Source organism: Rhodococcus sp. F64268 (genome assembly GCF_023015605.1).
Taxonomy (GTDB): Bacteria; Actinomycetota; Actinomycetes; order Mycobacteriales; family Mycobacteriaceae; genus Rhodococcus.
On sequence record NZ_JALKAI010000002.1, the window covers coordinates 194,789 to 215,215 of the forward strand.

The 20,427-nt window shown below is 65.5% G+C and carries 20 protein-coding genes; 13 read left to right on the plus strand and 7 right to left on the minus strand.

What is annotated here, in order from left to right; translation table 11 throughout:
* Positions 1 to 22 precede the first annotated feature (22 nt).
* From urtB to MWU77_RS05450, 9 genes are all read left to right on the plus strand, one after another.
* A complete protein-coding gene (urtB, locus tag MWU77_RS05410) occupies positions 23 to 907 on the plus strand; it encodes an urea ABC transporter permease subunit UrtB (protein ID WP_169686908.1) in 885 nt (294 codons plus the stop codon).
* Complete coding sequence (urtC, locus tag MWU77_RS05415; protein ID WP_169686909.1) at positions 907 to 2,031, plus strand: urea ABC transporter permease subunit UrtC; 1,125 nt, start codon at positions 907 to 909, stop codon at positions 2,029 to 2,031. The genes urtB and urtC overlap by 1 nt, the downstream gene beginning before the upstream one ends.
* Positions 2,028 to 2,810, plus strand: coding sequence for an urea ABC transporter ATP-binding protein UrtD (gene urtD, locus MWU77_RS05420; RefSeq protein ID WP_169686910.1), 783 nt, complete (start codon positions 2,028 to 2,030; stop codon positions 2,808 to 2,810). The genes urtC and urtD overlap by 4 nt, the downstream gene beginning before the upstream one ends.
* A gap of 1 nt (position 2,811) precedes the next feature.
* On the plus strand, positions 2,812 to 3,504 hold the full coding sequence (urtE, locus tag MWU77_RS05425) for an urea ABC transporter ATP-binding subunit UrtE (protein WP_169686911.1): 693 nt from the start codon (positions 2,812 to 2,814) through the stop codon (positions 3,502 to 3,504).
* On the plus strand, positions 3,504 to 4,190 hold the full coding sequence (locus MWU77_RS05430) for a GntR family transcriptional regulator (RefSeq protein WP_169686912.1): 687 nt from the start codon (positions 3,504 to 3,506) through the stop codon (positions 4,188 to 4,190). The genes urtE and MWU77_RS05430 overlap by 1 nt, the downstream gene beginning before the upstream one ends.
* A 51-nt stretch (positions 4,191 to 4,241) precedes the next feature.
* Entirely contained in the window at positions 4,242 to 4,781 is a 540-nt protein-coding gene (locus tag MWU77_RS05435; RefSeq protein WP_169686913.1) for a carboxymuconolactone decarboxylase family protein, read from the plus strand.
* 286 nt (positions 4,782 to 5,067) lie between these two features.
* Positions 5,068 to 8,616, plus strand: a complete 3,549-nt coding sequence (uca, locus tag MWU77_RS05440; protein ID WP_247273429.1) for an urea carboxylase — start codon at positions 5,068 to 5,070, stop codon at positions 8,614 to 8,616.
* Entirely contained in the window at positions 8,613 to 10,328 is a 1,716-nt protein-coding gene (gene atzF / locus MWU77_RS05445) for an allophanate hydrolase (RefSeq protein ID WP_247273128.1), read from the plus strand. The genes uca and atzF overlap by 4 nt, the downstream gene beginning before the upstream one ends.
* Positions 10,329 to 10,464: 136 nt before the next feature.
* Positions 10,465 to 11,154: a GAF and ANTAR domain-containing protein gene (locus tag MWU77_RS05450; RefSeq protein WP_169686916.1), complete on the plus strand. Its 690-nt coding sequence runs from the start codon at positions 10,465 to 10,467 to the stop codon at positions 11,152 to 11,154.
* A gap of 22 nt (positions 11,155 to 11,176) precedes the next feature.
* Here the strand turns inward: MWU77_RS05450 and MWU77_RS05455 are convergent, their stop codons facing one another.
* The 3 genes from MWU77_RS05455 to MWU77_RS05465 are packed head-to-tail and all read right to left on the minus strand — an operon-like array spanning position 11,177 to position 12,947.
* The gene (locus MWU77_RS05455) at positions 11,177 to 11,515 is read right to left on the minus strand and encodes a cupin domain-containing protein (RefSeq protein WP_247273129.1); all 339 of its coding nucleotides are present in this window, start codon (positions 11,513 to 11,515) and stop codon (positions 11,177 to 11,179) included.
* Positions 11,512 to 12,324 (minus strand): class I SAM-dependent methyltransferase, encoded by an 813-nt coding sequence (locus tag MWU77_RS05460; protein WP_247273130.1) that lies wholly within the window; start codon positions 12,322 to 12,324, stop codon positions 11,512 to 11,514. Before MWU77_RS05460 ends, MWU77_RS05455 begins: the two co-directional genes overlap by 4 nt.
* A 32-nt stretch (positions 12,325 to 12,356) precedes the next feature.
* On the minus strand, positions 12,357 to 12,947 hold the full coding sequence (locus MWU77_RS05465) for an ATP-binding cassette domain-containing protein (RefSeq protein ID WP_247273131.1): 591 nt from the start codon (positions 12,945 to 12,947) through the stop codon (positions 12,357 to 12,359).
* Between the two features lie 9 nt (positions 12,948 to 12,956).
* Between MWU77_RS05465 and MWU77_RS05470 the strand changes: the two genes are divergently transcribed.
* Positions 12,957 to 13,982: an ABC transporter substrate-binding protein gene (locus tag MWU77_RS05470; RefSeq protein WP_247273132.1), complete on the plus strand. Its 1,026-nt coding sequence runs from the start codon at positions 12,957 to 12,959 to the stop codon at positions 13,980 to 13,982.
* Positions 13,983 to 13,987: 5 nt separating this feature from the next.
* A complete protein-coding gene (locus MWU77_RS05475; RefSeq protein WP_169686920.1) occupies positions 13,988 to 14,806 on the plus strand; it encodes an ABC transporter permease in 819 nt (272 codons plus the stop codon).
* Here the strand turns inward: MWU77_RS05475 and MWU77_RS05480 are convergent.
* Positions 14,769 to 15,560, minus strand: coding sequence for a hypothetical protein (locus MWU77_RS05480; protein ID WP_169686921.1), 792 nt, complete (start codon positions 15,558 to 15,560; stop codon positions 14,769 to 14,771). The two genes, MWU77_RS05475 and MWU77_RS05480, sit on opposite strands and share 38 nt — an antisense overlap.
* Positions 15,561 to 15,642: 82 nt before the next feature.
* Here MWU77_RS05480 and MWU77_RS05485 point away from each other — a divergent pair, with 82 nt between their 5' ends.
* Positions 15,643 to 16,326 carry a metalloregulator ArsR/SmtB family transcription factor gene (locus tag MWU77_RS05485; RefSeq protein ID WP_206039651.1) on the plus strand — a complete coding sequence of 228 codons (684 nt, stop codon included), beginning with the start codon at positions 15,643 to 15,645 and terminating at the stop codon, positions 16,324 to 16,326.
* 39 nt (positions 16,327 to 16,365) lie between these two features.
* Here MWU77_RS05485 and lpdA read toward each other — a convergent pair whose 3' ends face one another.
* From lpdA to MWU77_RS05500, 3 genes are all read right to left on the minus strand, one after another.
* The gene (gene lpdA, locus MWU77_RS05490; protein WP_169686922.1) at positions 16,366 to 17,769 is read right to left on the minus strand and encodes a dihydrolipoyl dehydrogenase; all 1,404 of its coding nucleotides are present in this window, start codon (positions 17,767 to 17,769) and stop codon (positions 16,366 to 16,368) included.
* Positions 17,770 to 17,847: 78 nt separating this feature from the next.
* Positions 17,848 to 18,663 carry an ABC transporter permease gene (locus MWU77_RS05495; protein WP_169686923.1) on the minus strand — a complete coding sequence of 272 codons (816 nt, stop codon included), beginning with the start codon at positions 18,661 to 18,663 and terminating at the stop codon, positions 17,848 to 17,850.
* A complete protein-coding gene (locus tag MWU77_RS05500; RefSeq protein WP_247273430.1) occupies positions 18,660 to 19,607 on the minus strand; it encodes an ABC transporter ATP-binding protein in 948 nt (315 codons plus the stop codon). The genes MWU77_RS05495 and MWU77_RS05500 overlap by 4 nt, the downstream gene beginning before the upstream one ends.
* An 87-nt stretch (positions 19,608 to 19,694) precedes the next feature.
* Between MWU77_RS05500 and MWU77_RS05505 the strand changes: the two genes are divergently transcribed.
* Entirely contained in the window at positions 19,695 to 20,402 is a 708-nt protein-coding gene (locus MWU77_RS05505; RefSeq protein WP_169686925.1) for a TetR/AcrR family transcriptional regulator, read from the plus strand.
* The last annotated feature ends 25 nt before the right edge of the window (positions 20,403 to 20,427 follow it).

The window sequence follows — 20,427 nt, forward strand, 5'->3', positions numbered from 1 at the left end:
ACCGTCGACGAGGAGTACCGATATGGATATTGTTGCAGGACAGTTGTTCACAGGATTGAGTATCGGTTCGATCCTGTTGCTGGCAGCACTGGGGCTGTCGCTGACCTTCGGTCAGATGGGTGTCATCAACATGGCCCACGGCGAATTCATCATGGCCGGTAGCTACACCGCGTTCGTGGTGCAACAGGTGATCTCGTCCGCCGGCGTCTCTCTGTTCGTGTCTCTCCTCGTCGGTTTCCTCGTCGGCGGTGCACTCGGCGTCCTCCTCGAAGTCACCCTCATCAGGCGGATGTATCACCGGCCTCTGGACACGCTGCTCGTCACCTTCGGCGTCGGTCTGCTCCTCCAGCAACTCGCCCGCGATATCTTCGGCGCTCCGGCCGTCAACGTCGCTGCACCGAACTGGCTTTCCGGTGGTGTCGAGATCCTCGGTGCGGTTGTTCCCAAGACTCGCCTGTTCATCCTCGTTCTCGCCACAGTGTGTGTGGTCGCCTTGATCACCGCGATGAAGTACACCCCGATGGGACGAAGGATTCGCGCGGTCGTGCAGAACCGCGACCTCGCGGAGACCGTCGGAATCTCGTCGCGCCGCACCGACCTGACCACCTTCTTCATCGGCTCCGGACTTGCAGGCCTCGCCGGAGTCGCACTGACGCTCATCGGATCGACGAGCCCGACGATCGGGTCTGCCTATCTCATCGACGCTTTCCTCGTCGTTGTCATCGGCGGTCTCGGCCGCATCGAAGGTGCCGTCATCGCCGCGATCGCCCTGGGCCTGCTCAACTCGTTCATCGAATACTCGACCACCGCCTCGATCGCGAAGGTGATCGTGTTCGTGCTCATCGTGATCTTCCTCCAGGTCCGTCCGCAGGGCCTGTTCGCGGTCAAGACAAGGAGTTTGGTCTGATGTCGATGACCTTCCACCCCCGCGACCTCACCCGACCCGGCCCGTTGCGCACAGCCGCGGGATTCACCCTCGCCGCAGTGATCCTCTTCGCCGTGGCGCCCGCAGTACTGTCCGACTTCCGCCTGGGACTACTCGGCAAGTTCCTGTGCTTCGCGATCGTCGCGGTGGGCATCGGACTCGCGTGGGGCCGCGGCGGCATGCTCACCCTCGGCCAGGGCGTGTTCTTCGGCCTCGGCGCCTACATCATGGCGATGCATCTGAAGGTGGCCGACGCCGAACTCCGCGGCGACACCGTCCCCGATTTCATGCAGATCGCAGGCATCCGCGAACTACCCGCATACTGGGTTCCGTTCTCCTCGCCCCTGGTGACCATCCTCGCGATCGCGTTGCTGCCGGCCCTCGTCGCACTTGTGCTTGGCCTCGGCGTCTTCAAACGTCGCGTCAAGGGCGCCTACTTCGCGATCCTGTCACAGGCCCTCGCCGCAGCCTTCGCCATCCTGCTCATCGGGCAGCAGTCCACCGGAGGTTCCAACGGTCTCAACCGATTCCGGAGCTTCTTCGGGTTCGACCTGGCCGATCCCGCCAACAAACGGATGCTGTTCTTCATCGTCGCCGCGATCCTGCTTCTCGTCGTCGCCGCGACCCGCCAACTCATGCAGTCCCGCTACGGCGAACTGCTTGTCGCAGTCCGCGACCAGGAGGAACGCGTCCGGTTCCTCGGGTACGACCCCGCCAACATCAAGGTGGTGGCCTACACGGTCGCTGCGTTCTTCGCCGGCATCGCAGGCGCGATGTTCGTGCCCATCGTCGGCATCATCTCCCCCGCCGACATCGGGATCGTCCCCTCGATCGCGTTCCTCATCGGTGTCGCCATCGGCGGTCGCACCACCCTGCTCGGCCCCGTTCTCGGTGCGATCGGTGTCGCATGGGCCCAGACCGCCCTGTCCGAGAGTTTCCCGTCGGCATGGACGTACGCGCAGGCCCTGTTGTTCATCGTCGTCATCGGCTTCTTCCCCGCCGGAATCGCCGGGCTCGCCAAGCTTCGCCGACGTCGCACGAAGGCGAATTCCACCGAGGACCCGACGACGTCCTCGTCCGAACCCGAATTGGAGCCGGCCCGATGAGCGCACCCGAATACGGCGGCAACGCAGGTATGTCCGCCGAGTATCTCGAAATCTCCGACCTACGAGTCACATTCGATGGCTTCACCGCTGTCGACGGCGTCGATCTCACCCTGTTCCAGGGCGACCTGCGGTTCCTCATCGGCCCCAACGGCGCAGGTAAGACGACACTTGTCGACGCTGTCACCGGGCTCGTCCCCGCAACCGGGTCCGTCACCAGATCCGGCGTCGAACTGCTCGGCCGAAAGACTCACAAGATCGCGCGCCTCGGCGTGGGCCGCACCTTCCAGACCGCGTCGGTGTTCGAGGAACTGTCGGTCCTGCAGAATCTCGACATCGCCGCCGGAGCCGGCCGCTCACCGTGGCAACTGCTCCGCCGACGCAAGGAGGTCCTGCCCGAGATCGAACATGCCCTCGAGACGATCGGCCTCACCGCACACCGCGACACACCCGCAGGGATCCTCGCCCACGGCCAGAAGCAGTGGCTCGAGATCGGGATGCTGCTCGTGCAGAACGCCGACGTCATGCTCCTCGACGAGCCCGTCGCAGGCATGAGCAGCGAGGAACGCGAAGAGACCGGGCACTTGCTCCGCCGAATCGGCGCGCAGCGCACCGTGGTCGTCGTCGAACACGACATGGACTTCATGCGCGCGTTCGCGACATCGGTGACGGTGCTCGCCCGCGGCAAGGTCATCGCCGACGGCACCGTCGAGGAAGTACAGAACAACCCGCAGGTCCAGGAGGTCTACCTCGGGACCACCCCTGCAGTACAGGAGGCGTGAGATGCTCGAACTCGTCGACGTACGTGTCGCATACGGGCGCACCGAGATCATCCACGGTGTCTCCCTCGACGTGCCTCAGGACGGCGTCGTCGCCGTGATGGGACACAACGGCGCAGGCAAGACCACACTGTTGCGTGCCGCGGTCGGGTTGCTGCCCGTCACACGAGGAAAGATCCTGTTCGACGGCGAGGACATCACCGGACTGCGTCCCGCCGCTCGTGTCGCACGCGGACTCGCGTACGTGCCGCAGGGTCAGCAGTCGTTCGGTCAACTCACCTGTTCCGAGAACCTGCAGGTCGTCGCCGACGGACGCAGGAACGGCAGGAACCTGATCGCGAATATGCTCGATCTCTTCCCCGCTCTCGTCCCGCTTCTCGACCGGCGCGCAGGTCTGTTGTCCGGTGGCCAGCGACAACAACTCGCCATCGCCCGAGCTCTCATCACCGAGCCGCGCATGCTCATTCTCGATGAACCCACCGAGGGCATCCAGCCGTCCGTCGTCGCGGAGATCGAGAACACCATCGTCGAACTGAGCCGCTCGGGCGACCTCGGCGTGTTACTCGTCGAACAGCACATCGGATTCGCGCTCGACAACGCACTGCGCTACTACGTCGTCGAGTCCGGCCGCGTCACCTCCACCGGCGCCGGTGGCACCGAGGCCGCACGCACTGTGCGTGAAGCGATGGCGATCTGATGACGACCGCAACTCACCGGGATCGGGTATATCGAGCGTTGCGTGACGACCTGATGTCCGGCACCTTGGCGGCGGACGAACGACTCGGCGAGGAGAAACTCGCGGATCGCTACGAGGTATCGCGGACACCGGTACGGGAGGCGTTGGCCAGGTTGGTCTCCGACGGACTCGTCGAACGCCGCACCGGTGGCTTGTTTCCGTACCGCCCGCGCTTCGACGACCTCGCCGACCTGTACGAATTGCGCATCACCCTCGAGCTTCACGGAATTCGCCGGGCACTCGACAATCCGACGATCCGCCACGACCCGGCCGTCCTCGGCCCGGAACTGGACCTCTGGTACACGCTGCGTGCCGACCCGCCCGCGCCCGATGCCGGTTTTGTGACCCTCGACGAGCGGTATCACCTGGCAGTGCTCGCGTCATCCGGAAACCGCGCGTTGTGTGACGCCCTCGCTACGGTGAACGGCAAGGTCCGGCCGGTGCGAATGTTCGATTACCTGACTCCGGACCGCATGACCGCGACCATCGATGAACACATCGAAGTGGCCGAACTGCTTCTCGACGGGAAAATGGACGACGCTCACCGGGTCCTGCTCGGACACATCGATACCTCCCGGACCGTCGTGATCCGACGGGCCGAGGAGGCACGCGCGATGGCACGCTTCGCGCAAGCACTGCGGGACTGACGAGCACGTGTCGCACGTGACTGATGCGCGACGTTCGTGCACACTACGACCGTGACGCCACGAATCCAGCCCGGACGGCTCAAGGAACTCGGCCCGATCAACTGGGTTGCGTGGAAAGCACTGTCCCGCGCCGCCGGCACGCCCGACGCTCATCTGTTCAGCACTCTGGGCCGATCGGGCCGGCTGTTCCGCGGCTGGCTGCACTATTCGGGCATGCTGATGCCGTTCGGCAAGCTGACGCGCTTCGAAGCGGAGATGGTCATCTTGCGTGTGGCCCACTTGCGCGCCTGCGACTACGAATTCGACCATCACACGCGTCTCGGCGCGCGAGCCGGAATCACCGACGAGTTGCGCGAACGGATCGTCACCGGGCCGTCCGCAGAGAGCCTGAGCCGACGGCAGCGTGCCGTCCTGACGGCCGTGGACGAATTGGTCGGCACTCGAAACCTCACCGATGAGACGTGGTCGGCGCTCGCGGAGTTCTTCGACGACCGGCGCATGATCGAATTCTGCCTCCTTGTCACCCAGTACGACGGTCTCGCCACCACCATCGGTGTGCTTCGACTCGATCGCGATTTCGGCGGCGAGTAACGCTTCTTTCTCCTGACGTGCGGGCTCTTCCTGCATCGTGCGCTCCACCCGGCATCAGCGGTGACAGCTCTTCCTAACCGACGCTTTACCGCAGGAAACCGGGACGAAACACCGGGCTCATAGCGTATACAGCAGTGTCCACAGCGGCGGATACAGAGGTGGCACAACCACTTCTGCATTTCTCGATGTGAATCCTGTTCGCCCGCCAACTTCGAAGGAGCACGCCGTGGCATTCGGATTCGATACCCTTCTGGTCGCGAATCGCGGTGAAATCGCGTGCCGCATCATGCGCACCGCGCACCTGATCGGGCTGAAGACGGTGGCGGTCTACTCGGATGCCGACGCATCCGCCGCACACGTCGAATCGGCCGATATGGCAGTACGTCTCGGTCCCGCGCCTGCCGCGGAATCCTACCTGCGTGCCGACCGCGTGATCGAGGCGGCACTCACCTCCGGTGCCGGCGCGATCCATCCCGGCTACGGCTTCCTCTCCGAAAACGCCGAGTTCGCCGCTGCATGCGAAGCCGCAGGCATCGTCTTCGTCGGCCCGACTGCCCACCAGCTGAGCGTGTTCGGCGACAAACACACAGCGCGCGAAGCCGCACGCGCGGTGGGAGTTCCCCTGGTCGCCGGAAGCGGACTCCTCACCTCCCTCGAGGACGCGCTCGCCGCGGCCGACGATATCGGGTATCCGGTGATGCTCAAGGCCGTCGGGGGCGGCGGCGGTATCGGAATGCAGGCCTGTCACCACCCCGACGACCTACGCGAGGCATACGACCGTGTGCTGCGACTGGCGTCGGCGAACTTCTCGTCCTCGGGAGTCTTCCTCGAGCGGTTCATCGTGCACGCCCGCCACGTCGAGGTGCAGGTCTTCGGCGATGGCCTGGGCCGCACGGTCAGTCTCGGCACGCGCGACTGCTCACTGCAGCGACGCAACCAGAAGGTGGTCGAAGAAGCACCCGCACCGAATCTGCCCGACGAACTCGTCGAGCAGATGCTCACATCGTCGCGGGCGCTTGCGTCATCGGTGCAGTATCGTTCCGCGGGCACGGTCGAGTTCGTGTACGACACCGCGCGCGACGAGGTGTCGTTCCTCGAGATGAACACCCGTCTACAGGTGGAACATCCGGTCACCGAAGAGGTGACCGGCGTGGATCTCGTCGAGTGGATGCTACGGCTCGCCGGTGGCGAGACGACGTTGCTCGACGCGATTCCGGATTCGGGGCCCGAGATCACGGGACACGCCGTGGAGGCCCGCGTGTATGCAGAAGACCCAGGACGGGACTACCGGCCCAGTTCCGGCTTGCTCACGCACGTCGAGTTCCCCGCGCACACCCGCGTCGAGACCTGGGTCGATACCGGCACCGAGGTCAGCTCGTACTACGATCCGATGATCGCGAAGGTGATCGTACGCGGCGAATCGCGCCGCACCGCGTTCGCCGGACTGGCCGAAGCCCTCGACGACACCAGCGTGTACGGCGTGCAGACGAACCTTTCTCTGCTGCAGCAGATCTGCTCCGACGAATCGCTCCTGCGCGCCGAGCACACCACGGCAACACTCGCCGGTGTCTCCGGCATCGGACGCCGGATCGATGTGCTGCGCGCAGGCACCATGACCACCGTTCAGGACTTTCCGGGACGAACGGGGTTGTGGAAGGTCGGGATTCCCCCGTCCGGGCCGATGGACGACCTGTCGTTTCGCGCTGCGAACATCGCGGTGGGCAATGCCGAAGGTGCCCCGGGATTCGAATGCACGCTCCAGGGACCGCGACTGACCTTCTCGGACAACACCATCGTGTGTGTTACCGGAGCACCGGCCGACGTCACGCTCGACGGTGCGCGGATACCCATGTGGGAACCGATCGAGGTCTCCGCTGGTGCTGTGCTCGACGTCGGAACTCCGGTCGATGCGGGCCTGCGCACCTATGTGGCGGTGCGCGGCGGTCTCGACGTGCCGCTCTTCCACGGCAGCGCCTCCACCTTCACACTCGGTGGTTTCGGTGGACCGACCAGCGCGGAGGTCGCCACCGGCGATGTCCTCGGACTCGCGGACACCACCGTCGTCACCGATCCAGCGCCCGTGCCCGACGATCGACGACCCGAATTCGGTCACACCTGGCATCTCGCGGTCACCGAAGGCCCCCAGCCCGCGCCCGCGTACTTCACCCGAGAGGACATGGCGCAGTTCTACGACACGACATGGACCGTCCAGACCCACGCCAACCGGACGGGAATCCGCCTGGACGGCCCCAAACCGACGTGGTCACGCACCGACGGAGGCGACGCCGGACTCCACCCGTCGAATCTGCACGACAATCCGTACAGTGTCGGGTCACTCAATGTCTCGGGTGATACGCCGATCCTGCTCGGTCCCGACGGCCCGAGTCTCGGTGGTTTCGCGTGCCCGCTGACCGTGGTGTCGGGACATCGGTGGAAACTCGGTCAGATCCGCCCCGGCGACTCCGTCCGGTTCGTGCCGGTTACGGACGAGGACGCAGCCGCCCTCCGCCACGGTGCGCACCGATCGCTCGACGTACCGCCGATCGTGCCGAGCACCACACTCGACGCCGGACGCCTCGGCGGTTTCGACTCGATGCTCGACCGACCCGAGGTCGCGTACCTTCGCGGCGGCGACGACAACATCCTCGTCGAATACGGCGAGATGACCCTGGACCTCGGCCTGCGGATGCGCGTCCACGCATTGTCCGAAGCACTGGCCGCGACGCAGATCCCCGGCATCATCGACGTCACCCCCGGTGTGCGGTCGCTGCATATCCACTTCGACCCCGATGTCCTCCCCCAGTTCCGATTGCTCGGCGTGCTACAGGATCTCGAAACCGAGCTGCCGGCGACCCACGATCTCGTAGTACCCAGCCGCACGGTCCGGCTACCACTCTCGTTCGACGACCCGTCGATCTCCGAGGCGTTGTCGCGGTACCGCAGCGGCGTGCGCGACGACGCTCCCTGGCTCCCCTCCAACATCGAGTTCATCCGCCGCATCAACGGTCTCGACTCCGTGGACGAAGTCCGCGACACCGTGTTCGACGCCGAGTATCTCGTTCTGGGTCTCGGAGACGTGTATCTCGGTGCTCCCCTGGCAGTCCCGCTCGATCCGCGGCATCGGCTCGTGACCACCAAGTACAACCCGGCTCGGACGTGGACACCGTCGGACGCCGTGGGCATCGGCGGAAAGTACCTGTGCGTCTACGGGATGGAGTCTCCCGGCGGTTACCAGCTCGTCGGCCGTACCGTGCCGATCTGGTCCGGCTACCGGCAGTCGGGGCCGTTCGAGGACGGCAAGCCGTGGCTGTTCCGGTTCTTCGACCGTATCGTCTGGGAGCCCGTCTCTCCGGAGCAGTTGCTCGAGTACCGGGCCGCGTCGAAGGCCGGGCGGTTCGACGCCGACATCTCGGAGGGAACGTTCGTCCTCGCCGACCATCTCCGGTTCCTGGAGAACAACGCCGGCTCCATCGCCGAGTTCGATGCGAAGCAGTCCGCCGCCTTCGAGCTCGAGAAGAAAGCGTGGCACGACTCCGGCGAATTCGACCGCGCCGAGACCTCACCCATCGAGGTCTCCACCACGGCCGACCCGCTTGCCGGGATGCCTGACGGCTCCACCGTCGTCGAAGCGTCACTCGTGGGCAACGTGTGGCGTGTCGAGGTCGCCGAAGGAGAGTCCGTCGACGTCGACACCACCGCCGTGATCCTCGAAGCCATGAAACTCGAAATGCCGGTCCCCACCGGACGGACCGGAACAGTCCTGAAGGTGCTCGTCACACCGGGCGCAAGAGTCGCGCCGGGCACCCCCCTTCTCGTGATCGGACCCGAAGCATGACAACCGATTTCGCCACGTCCACCGAAACCGCGACCGAGCGCGCGCGACGCGCTCTCAGCCGCATCGCGGAGGTCGACCGTCCCGAGGTGTGGATCACGCTGCGCGATGCGGACGACATCCTCGCCGACGCCGCTGCCGTCGACGCACGTGTCGCGGCCGGTCGGTCACTTCCCCTCGCAGGCTTTGTGGTCGCGGTCAAGGACAACGTCGATGTTGCCGGCCTGCCGACCACTGCCGGGTGCCCCGAATTCGCGTACATACCGACGACCACGGCTTCGGGTGTCACCCGTCTGATCGATGCGGGCGCGGTGATTCTCGGAAAGACCAATCTCGACCAGTTCGCAACGGGCCTCGTGGGCACCCGCAGCCCGTACGGTGCGGTGCGATGTGCATGGGATCCCGAGCGCATTTCCGGTGGGTCCAGCTCGGGTTCAGCAGCTGCTGTGGCCCTGGGCATCGCCGACATCGGGATCGGCACCGACACCGCGGGTTCGGGGCGAGTGCCTGCGGCCCTGCACGGCATCGTCGGCATCAAGGCCACGCTGGGAGTGATTCCGACGCACGGTGTGGTGCCCGCGTGCGTCGACTACGACTGCCTCACCGTACTCGCAGAGTCTCTCGACCTCGCGACGAAGGCGGCTGCGGTGATGGCGGCACCGGACGAGCGCGATCCGCGCAGTCGCGCATGGCCGACCGCCGTACGGCTCGCCGCTCCCGCACAGATCCGGCTCGCCGTGCCGCGACCGGAGGATCTCATCGTACTGTGCGCCGAGTACCGCAACGCGTTCGATGCGACGGTCGCCGACGCTCGCCGCTCGGGCATCGAGGTCACCGAAGTGGACATCTCTCCGCTGCTCGACGCGGCAACCTTGCTCTATGACGGAGCCCTGGTCGCCGAACGGTATGCGGCCGTGGGCAAGTTCCTCGAGACGGCACGGGTCGGTGCGGACCCCACGGTCGCCGCGATCGTCGCATCGGCGCAGAAACCGGCCGCGCACGAACTGGTGACCGACCTCGACTCCCTGGTCCATACACGGGCGTACGCGAGCGTGTTGTTGGACGGCTTCGACGGCCTGCTGCTCCCGACCACCACCGAGCATCCGACGATCGCTGCGGTGCAAAGTGAGCCTGTGGTCATCAACCGCCGGATGGGTACGTACACCAACTTCTGCAACCTGCTGGACATGGCTGCGGTCGCAGTGCCCGGCGCCGTCACGTCCGAAGGACATCCGTTCGGGGTGATGGTGGTGGTGCCGGGGTTCGACGATCAGGTGGCGATCGACATCGCGGCGCGCCTCACCGGTGTGGAAGCACCGCAGTTCGTCGATGCGGGCGTCGAGATGGCCGTATTCGGGGCCCACCTGCGGGGTCAGCCGTTGCACTTCCAGTTGGAGGCCATCGGTGCCCGCTTCTCCGGACTGGCGCACACGTCGGACGCGTACCGGCTGATGGCACTGAACACCGCCCCGCCGAAACCCGGCCTGGTGCGACACGGTGGCGGTGAGGGCGCTGCGATCGCCGGTGAGCTGTTCCGAGTCTCCGAGGCCGGGCTCGGCAGGTTCCTCTCGACCCTGCCGGCACCGATGACTCTCACGAGCGTCGAACTCTCGGACGGGCGGTGGGTCGTCGGGTTCGGTTGCACCCACGACGCATCCGCAGATGGACTCGACATCACCGAATTCGGCGGTTGGTTGGCCTACACAACGAGCTGACGGTCACGCAGCGTCGGTTCGTATGCCGGTCGCACGACCCGAAGCAGGCCGTTTCGCCGCGGTTCGAGCCAGATGTCGACCGCGGTGGAGCGAGCGGACTATCGTCGACCAGGTAGGCGAAGAAAGGTGCCGGACGATGTCGGATCAGGACGAACGATTGAGCGGGATCATGGCTGATCTTGCTCGTTCGATGACAGACGCTACCGATCTGGAGTCGTCGCTCGATCGCCTCACCACGACCGCAATCGCACTGATTCCGGGTGCGGATTCTGCCGGGGTTCTCATGGTCACCGGACCGTCCGAGTTCGAGACCCACGCCGCCACCTCCGAACTGACGAGGCGGGTGGACAAGATTCAGGCAGAACTCCAGGAGGGCCCGTGCGTCGATGCCGCACTGGATGCGGAGATGACACACACCGCCGATCTGCGATCGGAACCACGATGGCCGCAGTTCTCTGCAGCCGCGGTCGAGGCGGGCATACTCAGTATGTTGTCGTTTCGCCTGTTCACCCACGGTGCTGAGTCCGGCGCCCTCAACCTGTTCGCGTCCGAATCCGGGGCATTCGATGCCGAGTCGATGCACGTCGGCGGGGTTCTCGCTGCGCATGCGGCCATCGCGGTCCTCTCTTCCCGCAAGGAGCTGCAGTTCAAGTCCGCGCTTGCCAGCCGCGACCTGATCGGCCAGGCCAAGGGCATGCTCATGGAGCGGTTCGCTGTGGGGGCCGAACAGGCCTTCCAGATGATGGTTCAGCTGTCACAGGAGACGAACACACCTGTTTCAGTGATCGCGGCCCGCATAGTCGAATCCGGTCCGGGCCGCCGCTGACCCCCACTTGCGATGCGCCGAGTCAGCGCAGGATCGTCAGCATCACGACGGAGTCGGTGTTTGCGACGAGTTTGTGCATGATGCCCTCGTCGACATGCACCGCGGTACCCGGGACGAGCGAGACCGTCTCGTCGGCGGTGCTGAACGACACGTCTCCACTGGTTGCCTGCACGAGAATCGGCGCGGGCGCGCGGTGGTCCTTCAAGATCTGCCCCGCAGCGAAACTCATTCGGATCACCGTGGCACCCGGCCGCGACACAAGCTTTTCGAGGCGTGGGGCGTCGCCGTCCTTGACGTCGAGATGCGTGAGTCCTTCGATCACGGTCATCGTGCCGTCGGAGTCGGTTGTTTCGGTCATCATGCCGCCTTCTTCTTCGCGATGATCTCGATCGCGACGAGGTGTTTCTTGTATTTCGTGAAGGTGGACCGCATCTGCAGCACACGCGCTCGCGCGTCGGAGTCCCGTAGTACGTTGCCCACGAATTTGACTGTACCGACAAGCCCTTCGTCGGCGAGGATGCGCTGGGGTTCGAGCAGTGCCATGGGTGCGAAGCCCACGGTCTCGACCTCGAATCCGGCGTCGGTGAGAAGCGTCGTCCATTCGGCCGCGGTGAGCGGACGTGCGTTGACCTTGATGGACCGCGCTAGAGACTTGCGGATCTCGGTCTTGACCTCGTCGTCGACCTCGTCGGGCTCGATCGCCAATTCGTGGATCGCGTAGCGACCACCAGGTCGCAGCACGCGTAGTGCTTCCTCGATGATCTCGCTCTTGTGCTTGTCGGTCTGCATGGTGAGCATCGCCTCACCGACCACGACATCCGCGGTCGCATCGTCGAGCCCTGTCTTCGACGCCTCACCGCTGACGACCGTGCCGGAGGAGTTGATGGCCTTGCGGGTCAATTCGGCTGCACTCTCGTCGGATTCGACGCCCACATAACTTTTGGGAGCGAACTCCAGGATGTTCTGCGCCGTGCGGCCGAGGCCCGGCGCGAACTCGACGACATCGACGCCGCGCAACTTCGCGTCGGAGAGCATCCGTTCCGTGAGTTCTTTCCCACCGGGACGCAGGACGCGCTTTCCGAGGCGCGCGAGCAGCCAATGGCCGGGTAGATGTGCGGCATCCCGGTCGGCCAGCGGCAGTGCGTCGTCGGTTGGGCGCTTGTCGTTCATGTTCTTTCGACCTCTCTCACGTCTCATTCTATTTACAGGAATAATGTACGGTAAATTCCCATGGTGGTGAAGACGTCCGTGATCTCATGCGCAGTCATCAAGATGCCTGCGCCCTCTGCCGCGGCGCGTCCGAGCGCGACCCCCACAGTTTTCGCGGATGCAGAGTCCAGGTGCGCGAACGGTTCGTCGGCGAACACCACCGACGGACGCGCATACAGCGCCCGGGCCAGTGCCGCGCGACGCTGCATTCCGCCGGACAGACGGAAGGGCGGTAGGGCGGCGACGTCCGTGAGCCCGACCTGCTCGAGCGCACGATCGACCTCCGGGTACGAACCCGACGACCACACGCTCCGCCCCGGCGCACCGAGCCGGACGTTCCTCCCCACCGACATCCACGGCAGCAGCCGTGCTTCCTGGAACAGGATTCCCTGTCGCTCGGCCCGGCGGGTGACGGTGCCCGTGGACGGTTCGAGTAGTCCGGCGGCGGCATGCAGCACCGTGGTTTTTCCCAACCCGGATTCGCCGAGTACGACCAGGATTTCACCGGAGTGGAGCCGTAAGGACACATCATCGACGATCACCCTGCTGCCGCGGGACAGACCCACCCTGTCGAATTCGATCAAAGGATCTCCGTGAACCGTCATCATTTCCCCTCGATGATTCGTGCGCTGGTCGTCGCACTGTCTGTCACCACGATGCTGCTCACCGCATGCGGCACCGACGACGACGCGTCGGCGTGTGGAGCCGAGACCACTGCGAGCGGCGCCGGCTCCGGTCTGCCCGACTCCCTGAACGTCGGTGTCGCGAACAATGTGGCGATGGCTGCGCCGTTGACCGGACTCGACGACCTCGGCGTCGAAGAGACCTCGACGAGCACCGCGAGCACCCCGGAAGAGTTGCGCACCAACTTCATTGCCGGGAATTATGACCTCGCTGCCATGCCGATCAACATCGCCGCGAATCTGTGCGCGCAGGGCATCGACCTCGTCCTCGTCGGCACGGTGAGCGGCAACATCGTGTACCTGATGGGCCCCGAAGGCACGACGCTCGACGATCTGCGCGGGCAGACCGTCCACATCCCGTTCGAGAACGACATCATCGATCTGGTGACCCGGCAGATCCTCGACAGCGCCGGGATGACCTATACCGGTGAGAATCCCGACGTCACTCTGCAATACCACCCCACACCACTCGATATCGCCACCGGATTGACGTCGGGCTCTATGCAGTACGCGATCCTCCCCGAGCACCTCTCGACGGTTGTCGCCGGAGCGGGCGGCAACATCGTCGAAGCGCAGAGCATGCAGGACCTGTGGGTGGAACAGACCGACGCGTCGTCCCTGCCGTTCGCCGGATTCGTACTCCGCGGCGAAGTGGCTCGCGAATACCCGGATCTCGTCGGCTCCCTGCAGACGAACCTGCTCGGCTCGGTCATCGAGGTCGTGTCCGACCCGCAGCGGGGCGCGATCGCGATCGCCGACATCGTCCCGATCCCCGTGGACGTGGTCGGGCAGGTGCTGCCGGATCTGCGGCCGACCTATCTGCCCGCCGCAGAGGGGCGCACCGATACCGAACTGCTTTACGAGTCGCTGATGACCACGGTGCCGGAGTCCATCGGCGGCGAAATGCCTGCGGACGGCTTCTACGGAGGAAACTGACGATCGTGAACGCACCGTCTGCAGGTACCCGGTCTCCGCAGTACGCGCTCGGCGCCGCGCTGTGCGTCGCCGTCCTTCTGGGCGTCTGGCATTGGTTGTCACTGGGTCAGTCCCCCGCCGTGATGCCGAGCCCAGCACAGACACTCGAGGCGCTGTGGGAGATCCTCTCCGACGGCTCCCTGCCCACCGAGCTGGCGATCACCCTGCTGCGCGCGGGTACTGCGACCGTGCTCGCGCTCTGTGTCGGCCTCCTGTTCGGCTGGGCCGCGACCGTGTCGCGGTTCGCCGACGGTGTGCTCGCACCGATCCGCGCGATCCTGCAGGGTCTCCCCCCGATCGTGCTGATCGTATGCCTCGTGCTGTGGATGGGCAGCGACCCGTCGATCACGATCATCGTCTGCGCGACCGTGATGGTGCCTCTCATCGCGGCGGCGACCGCGTCGGCGTTACAGTCGGTCGACCCGCATCTACTCGAGCTCGGTACCGGACTGCAGTTGAGTCGATCCCGACGACTCGTGTTCATCGTCGCGCCGTCGATCCTTCCCCCGATCGTGGCGACGACGGGAGCAGTGGCCTCCGGTTCGGTGCGGGTCGCGGTGATGGCCGAGCTGCTGTCGGCACCGGACGGAGTCGGCGCGGCCATCGCGCAGACGCGCACCCTGCTGCAGACACCGAAGTTGTTTGCATGGACGCTCGCGATCATCGTCTGCGCGCTGCTGGTCGACCTGGCCATCCGAGTCGTCGTCAAGAGGTGGACCGCCCTGTTCTCACCGAGCGACCGCGCCGCTACCGCACGTACCCGGACGGGCACGCGAATCCGTTGAACGACGCCACATCGCACACACTGCGCGCCGACAACTTCCATGTCCCGTCGAGGTATACGAAGGACAGACGCAGTGGGGTCTCAGGCCCGGGTGCGCCTGCGAAGGTCACCTGGAGCCGGCCCGACGCGTTCGTTCCGTCGAAGTCGATCGGGTCGATGACGCGGGGCCGGACGACCTGCAGCATCGTCCCGGCGCGCGCCCCGATCTGTTCGAGCACCGCTCCGGCCTCGGTACCGCGTTCGACCTGGGACTGGCGGTACGCGAGCGAATTGGACGGGTCTACGGCCGAGTGCAGTGTGGCCGTGAGCTGTTCGGCGCTGGGCGCGGGCACCTGCGGTGCCGCGGCGGCAGGTTCGGGCGCCGGGGCAGCCGAGACCTGGGGTGCAGCGGCAGGGCCGGGCGCCGGAGCCGTAACGGCGGGGGCAGCCGCCGCGGGGGCAGGCACTTCCGGCGCACCCACTTCCGCGGCAGGTTCGGCCTCGCCGGTGGGCACTGCTTCACCGGCCGGGACCCCTGCGGCGCCGGCGCCCCGATCTGCGGCGAGCGACTGGAGTGCGGCGAGGATCGCGGCGTTCGACGTCGACTCAGCGACCGGCCGGCGGCCCTGCTCACGCACCTCGACGGCAACGAACACCGACGCCACCGCAACCACGACCGACGCCACGGCGATGAGTGCGAGAGCAAGGGTAGCCGCAGTTCCGAGTCGATTTCGACCTGGTCGTACCGTGGACGGCGAATCGGTCGTAGCCTTCATGGGGACGACTATAGAGGATTTTCGTCCTCTTAATAAGGTGAGCCTCACCTGAGGTCACCCGGGAGCGCGACAGGAGTGCGAGTTGACACGGCGAGTGAAGCAGCGCGAGCGGGTTCTCGACCTGCTGCGCGAGTCCACTGGTCCTCTCGATGCCCACCTCCTCGCAGACGCACTCGACCTGCACGTAACGACGATCCGGTTCCACCTCTCCGGACTCGTCGACGAGGGTCTCGTCCGCACCCAGACATTGCCGGCCGAGAAGGTCGGTCGACCCCGCACGGGATACGTCGCGGTGCGCGAGCCGTCGTACACCGACCTCGTTGCCCTGCTCGCGGCCCGTATCGGCGGGAGCGCAGCCGAGCGTGAACGCGCAGCGTTCGAGGTCGGCGGCGACTGGGCGGGAATGCTCGGGCTGGCCCCGAAGCCGACGACCGACGCAGGCGCACTCGTCATCGAATCCCTCGAACAGTTGGGTTTCGAAACACGCACGGCCACCAATGCGTTCGGCACGCACAGCATCACCCTCTGCACGTGCCCGCTGGCCGAGATCGTCCGCAGCAATCCGGAGGTGGTGCGCGGAATCCAACGCGGCCTGATCCAGCGAGTCCTCGACAACTACGCCACCATCCTGGGCGCGTCCTACACGGTCGACGTCTTCCCCGACGCACAGGACGGAAACTGTCTCGTGGAACTGGTCCTGCGCCCCGCGCCCGACGTGCCCCGAACGACAACAGCCCGCGGCGACGATCAAGTCACCACGAGCTGAGGCCAGTACATCCGAGCGGGGGTCTACCCGCGCGGAAGATCAGAAATTGATCATGTGTCCTGCAAGGCCGTGGATGGCCTCCTGCAGTGCTTCGCTGAGCGTGGGGTGCGTGTGGACGTTTCGTGCCAATTCGTTGACCGTGAGGTCCCACTTCTGCGCGAGGGTCAGCTCGGGCAGCAACTCGGAGACGTCGGGGCCGATGAGGTGGCCACCGATGAGCTCGCCGTGGGTCTTGTCGGCGATCAGCTTCACGAAGCCGTTCGGATCGCCGAGACCGTGCGCCTTGCCGTTGGCGGTGAACGGGAAGGTCGCGACCTTGATGTCGTAGCCTTCGGCCTTCGCCTGCTCCTCGGTCAGACCGAACGACGCGACCTGCGGCTGGCAGAACGTAGCGCGCGGCATCATGCGGTAGTCACCGAGTTCGAGGGTCTCGGCGTTGCCGATGGTCTCGGCGGCGACGACGGCCTGGGCCTCGGCGACGTGCGCGAGTTGCAGCTTGGCGGTGACGTCACCGATGGCGTAGACGCCGGGGACGTTGGTGCGCATACGCTCGTCGATCGCGATCGCGCCGCGATCGGTGAGCGCGACACCGGTGTTCTCGAGGCCGTAGCCCTCGACGCGCGGAGCGAAACCGACGGACTGCAGCACCTTGCCGACGGTCATCGTCTCGACGTTGCCGGTCTTGTTGTCCTTGATCTCGACGGTGACGTTCGAGCCGTTGTCGGTGATCTTCTGGACCGCAGCACCCGTCTTGATGGTGACGCCGAGCTTCTTGTAGGCCTTGGTGATCTCCTTGGAGATGTCGGCGTCCTCGTTGGGCAGCGCCCGGTCGAGGAACTCGACGATCGTGACGTCGACCCCGTAGTTCTTCAGGACGTAGCCGAACTCCATGCCGATAGCGCCGGCACCGACGATGACGATCGAGTCGGGGAGGTCGCGGGTGAGGATCTGCTCCTCGTAGGTCACGACGTTGTCGCTGAGCTGCGTACCCGGCAGAAGCTTGGTGACCGAACCCGTGGCGATGATGACGTTGTCGAAGGTCACCTGTTCGGTGCCGCCCTTGGTGAGCGCCACCTCGATGGTCTTGGCATCGACGAACGAGCCCTTACCGTCGTACTCGGTGATCTTGTTCTTCTTCATGAGGAAGTGCACGCCCTTGGTGCGACCGTCTGCCACCTTGCGGCTGCGGTCGAAGGCTGCACCGAAGTCGAACGACACGTCTCCCGAGATACCGAACGTCTTGGCCTCTTTCGTGAAGAGATGTGCCAATTCGGCATTGCGGAGAAGCGCCTTCGAGGGGATGCAGCCCACATTGAGGCAGACACCACCCCAATACTTCTGCTCGATGATGGCGGTGCTCAATCCCAGCTGTGCCGCGCGGATAGCAGCGACGTACCCACCGGGGCCGGCTCCGAGGACAACGACGTCATAGTGTGAGGTCACAGCCATAGAGGGTAGTCCTGCCCGATCCGGCTGTCTGCCGATGGTCCGGTTACCCGCCGGTAAGGAGTTTTTTCGCACTCAACGCTGCGCGCCGTACCGCCCCACAGCGAGGGGTACCGTCACCGCGAGGATCACCGCGATCCATCCGAACGCAGCAGCGACAGGATGGTGCATCGGCAACGCCGAGTCGGCTGCCACCGCGGTTCCCGAACCGAACAACTCCCGCAGTGCGGCCACCACCGAGCTGATCGGATTCCACTCCGCGACGGCGCGGACGACGGACGGCATTGCCTCCGTGGGTGTGAACACGTTCGAGAACATGATGAGTCCGAAGATCATCGGCGCCGCCTGCTGGAGCAGCTGCTCGTCACGGATCGCCATACCGAGGAGGAGGCCGAGCCAACTGAGCGCCGCCCGGAACGCGAACAGCAGCACAATCGCCAGAACGATATCCTCGGCAGGGGCGTCTATGCGCCACCCGACCAGGTATCCGACCCCCATCATCACGGCGAGCGCGACCGCACCGATCACCGTCTCCGCGAGCGCCAGACCCGTCGGCACCCCGGCCCGCGCAATGGGCAGAGCGCGAAGCCTGTCGGTGAGGCCGCTGCTCATATCCGCATTGGCAGTGCTCGCGGTGCCCATGAGACCCAATGCCGCGACGAGGACGAACACGCCCGGCATCAGGTACGAGCGATAGTCTGCGGGATCGGCACTTCCCGCCAGCGAGCCGCCGAAGACGTAGCCGAACAACACGACCATGCCCAGCGGCGCAGCGAGCGAGACTGCGAGCAGCGCCGGCGAGTGCCGGTATGTGGCGACGGTGCGACCGAACACCACTCGTGCTGCCGCGACGGTGCCTACTGAGGGCTGCACCTGCTGATCGATGGTCACGATGCCGGGGTCCTTTCCGTGAGCGCGAGGAATGCCTCGTCGAGGCTCACGCGGCGTCTGCCTATGTCGTGGACGTCGATTCCGTCGGCGTCGAGGAGCCGCAGGATCGGGAGCAATTCCGGCTCACCATCCATACCGAAAGCCAGCCTGATCGAGTGTTCCTGCACCACAGCCGATCCCAATTCTCGTGCACCGAATTCGTTCAGGACCTTCACCGCCCGGCCACGATCGGCAGATGCGACGACCAGGTCGAGACCCGCGCCGACCGCGGCGGTGATCTCGGCAGGCGTACCGGTGGCGACGGTGCGGCCGCCGTCGAGGATCGTGATTGCGTCGGCGAGGCGTTCGGCCTCGTCCAGATACTGGGTGGTGAGCACCACGGTGGTTCCTTCTGCCACGAAATCCAGGATGTATCCGAATATGTCGTTGCGGCTGCGTGGGTCGACGCCCGTGGTGGGTTCGTCGAGAAACAGCACTGCGGGGCGTACGACGGTTCCCGCGAGGATGTCGAGGCGGCGCCGCATGCCGCCGGAATAGCTCTGAACCTGCCGATCGGCCGCGTCGGCAAGACCGAAGCGCTCGAGCAGGTCGCGGGCGTGGCGCCGGGAGTCGCGCGCCCGCATTCCGGAGAGTCGTGCGAACATCGTGAGATTCTCAGCGCTGGTAAGCCGTGGGTCCACCGAGTGGAACTGGCCGACCAAGCCGATGCGCTGCCTTACCCGGATGGCGTCGGCGACGGTGTCGAATCCGAGGATCCTGGCCTTCCCGGAGGTCGGGCGCAACAGGGTCGACAGCATGCGCACGGTGGTGGTCTTACCCGAGCCGTTCGGTCCGAGCAATGCGTGCACGGCTCCTTCCCGCACCTGAAGGTCTACGCCGTCGACGACCGCGCGTTCGCCGTAGCGGCGGGTCAGGCCTTCCGTTTCGATGACGTTCACGCGCATCTCCTCATCTGTGAACAATGTTCGCAGATTCAGTGTAGGCATCTGCAAACGCTGTTCGCAACTGGCTTCTCGAGGCATGCTGAGGTCATGTCGACCTCACTGTGGCTGCGATCCGACGAACCGAAGCGCGGACCACGCCCCACGCACACGCTCAGCGATATCGCCGAGACCTGCGTCGACCTCGTCGATCGAGAAGGTATACGCGCACTGTCCATGCGCCGCGTCGCCGACGCCCTCGGCACCTCCGCGGCATCCCTGTACCGGTACGTGTCCGGGAAGGACGATCTGCTCGCTCTGATGGCCGACTGCGTCGCAGGCGAATACGAGTTCGCACCGCTCACCGGCGACGTGCGCGCCGACGTCCTGGCCGTAGCGGAACAATCTCGAACGCTACATCGGAAACATCCGTGGCTACGTGAGATCCCCACCACCGACATGGGACCGAACACCATCGCCTATCTCGATCACCTCATCGGTGCACTCGCCCCGGCGAAGCTCGACCCGACGGCCACCATGATGGGTGTCGCGCTACTGAGCGGATGGGTGGCGAACTTCGCCCAACAAGAATCCGCCGGGGTGGTCGTCTCCCGGTCGGGCGGCGGTGCCGGACATCTGGGGTCCATGATCGAGCACGGCGACTATCCGCACCTGGCAGCGCTGTTCACCAGTGCCGGCGAAGACTCCCCCGCCGCACCGCTCGACAACGACGCGGCGTTCGTCGCGGGCATCGACGCGATGCTCTTCGGCATCGCACCCCCGCACGCCACCGACACGACCCCCCATGGCCGAAGGTGACATTCATGCAGTCCAACTGCATCGA

What these genes read in the sequence shown, in the direction of transcription:
- MWU77_RS05455 (WP_247273129.1), bottom strand. Translation starts at nt 11,515, where the DNA reads ATGATGACCGAAACAACCGACTCCGACGGCACGATGACCGTGATCGAA.
- MWU77_RS05480 (WP_169686921.1), bottom strand. Translation starts at nt 15,560, where the DNA reads ATGAAGGCTACGACCGATTCGCCGTCCACGGTACGACCAGGTCGAAAT.
- urtB (WP_169686908.1), top strand. Translation starts at nt 23, where the DNA reads ATGGATATTGTTGCAGGACAGTTGTTCACAGGATTGAGTATCGGTTCG.
- urtD (WP_169686910.1), top strand. Translation starts at nt 2,028, where the DNA reads ATGAGCGCACCCGAATACGGCGGCAACGCAGGTATGTCCGCCGAGTAT.
- MWU77_RS05450 (WP_169686916.1), top strand. Translation starts at nt 10,465, where the DNA reads ATGTCGGATCAGGACGAACGATTGAGCGGGATCATGGCTGATCTTGCT.
- MWU77_RS05500 (WP_247273430.1), bottom strand. Translation starts at nt 19,607, where the DNA reads ATGCGCGTGAACGTCATCGAAACGGAAGGCCTGACCCGCCGCTACGGC.
- atzF (WP_247273128.1), top strand. Translation starts at nt 8,613, where the DNA reads ATGACAACCGATTTCGCCACGTCCACCGAAACCGCGACCGAGCGCGCG.
- MWU77_RS05460 (WP_247273130.1), bottom strand. Translation starts at nt 12,324, where the DNA reads ATGAACGACAAGCGCCCAACCGACGACGCACTGCCGCTGGCCGACCGG.
- MWU77_RS05505 (WP_169686925.1), top strand. Translation starts at nt 19,695, where the DNA reads ATGTCGACCTCACTGTGGCTGCGATCCGACGAACCGAAGCGCGGACCA.
- urtE (WP_169686911.1), top strand. Translation starts at nt 2,812, where the DNA reads ATGCTCGAACTCGTCGACGTACGTGTCGCATACGGGCGCACCGAGATC.
- uca (WP_247273429.1), top strand. Translation starts at nt 5,068, where the DNA reads ATGCGCACCGCGCACCTGATCGGGCTGAAGACGGTGGCGGTCTACTCG.
- urtC (WP_169686909.1), top strand. Translation starts at nt 907, where the DNA reads ATGTCGATGACCTTCCACCCCCGCGACCTCACCCGACCCGGCCCGTTG.
- MWU77_RS05430 (WP_169686912.1), top strand. Translation starts at nt 3,504, where the DNA reads ATGACGACCGCAACTCACCGGGATCGGGTATATCGAGCGTTGCGTGAC.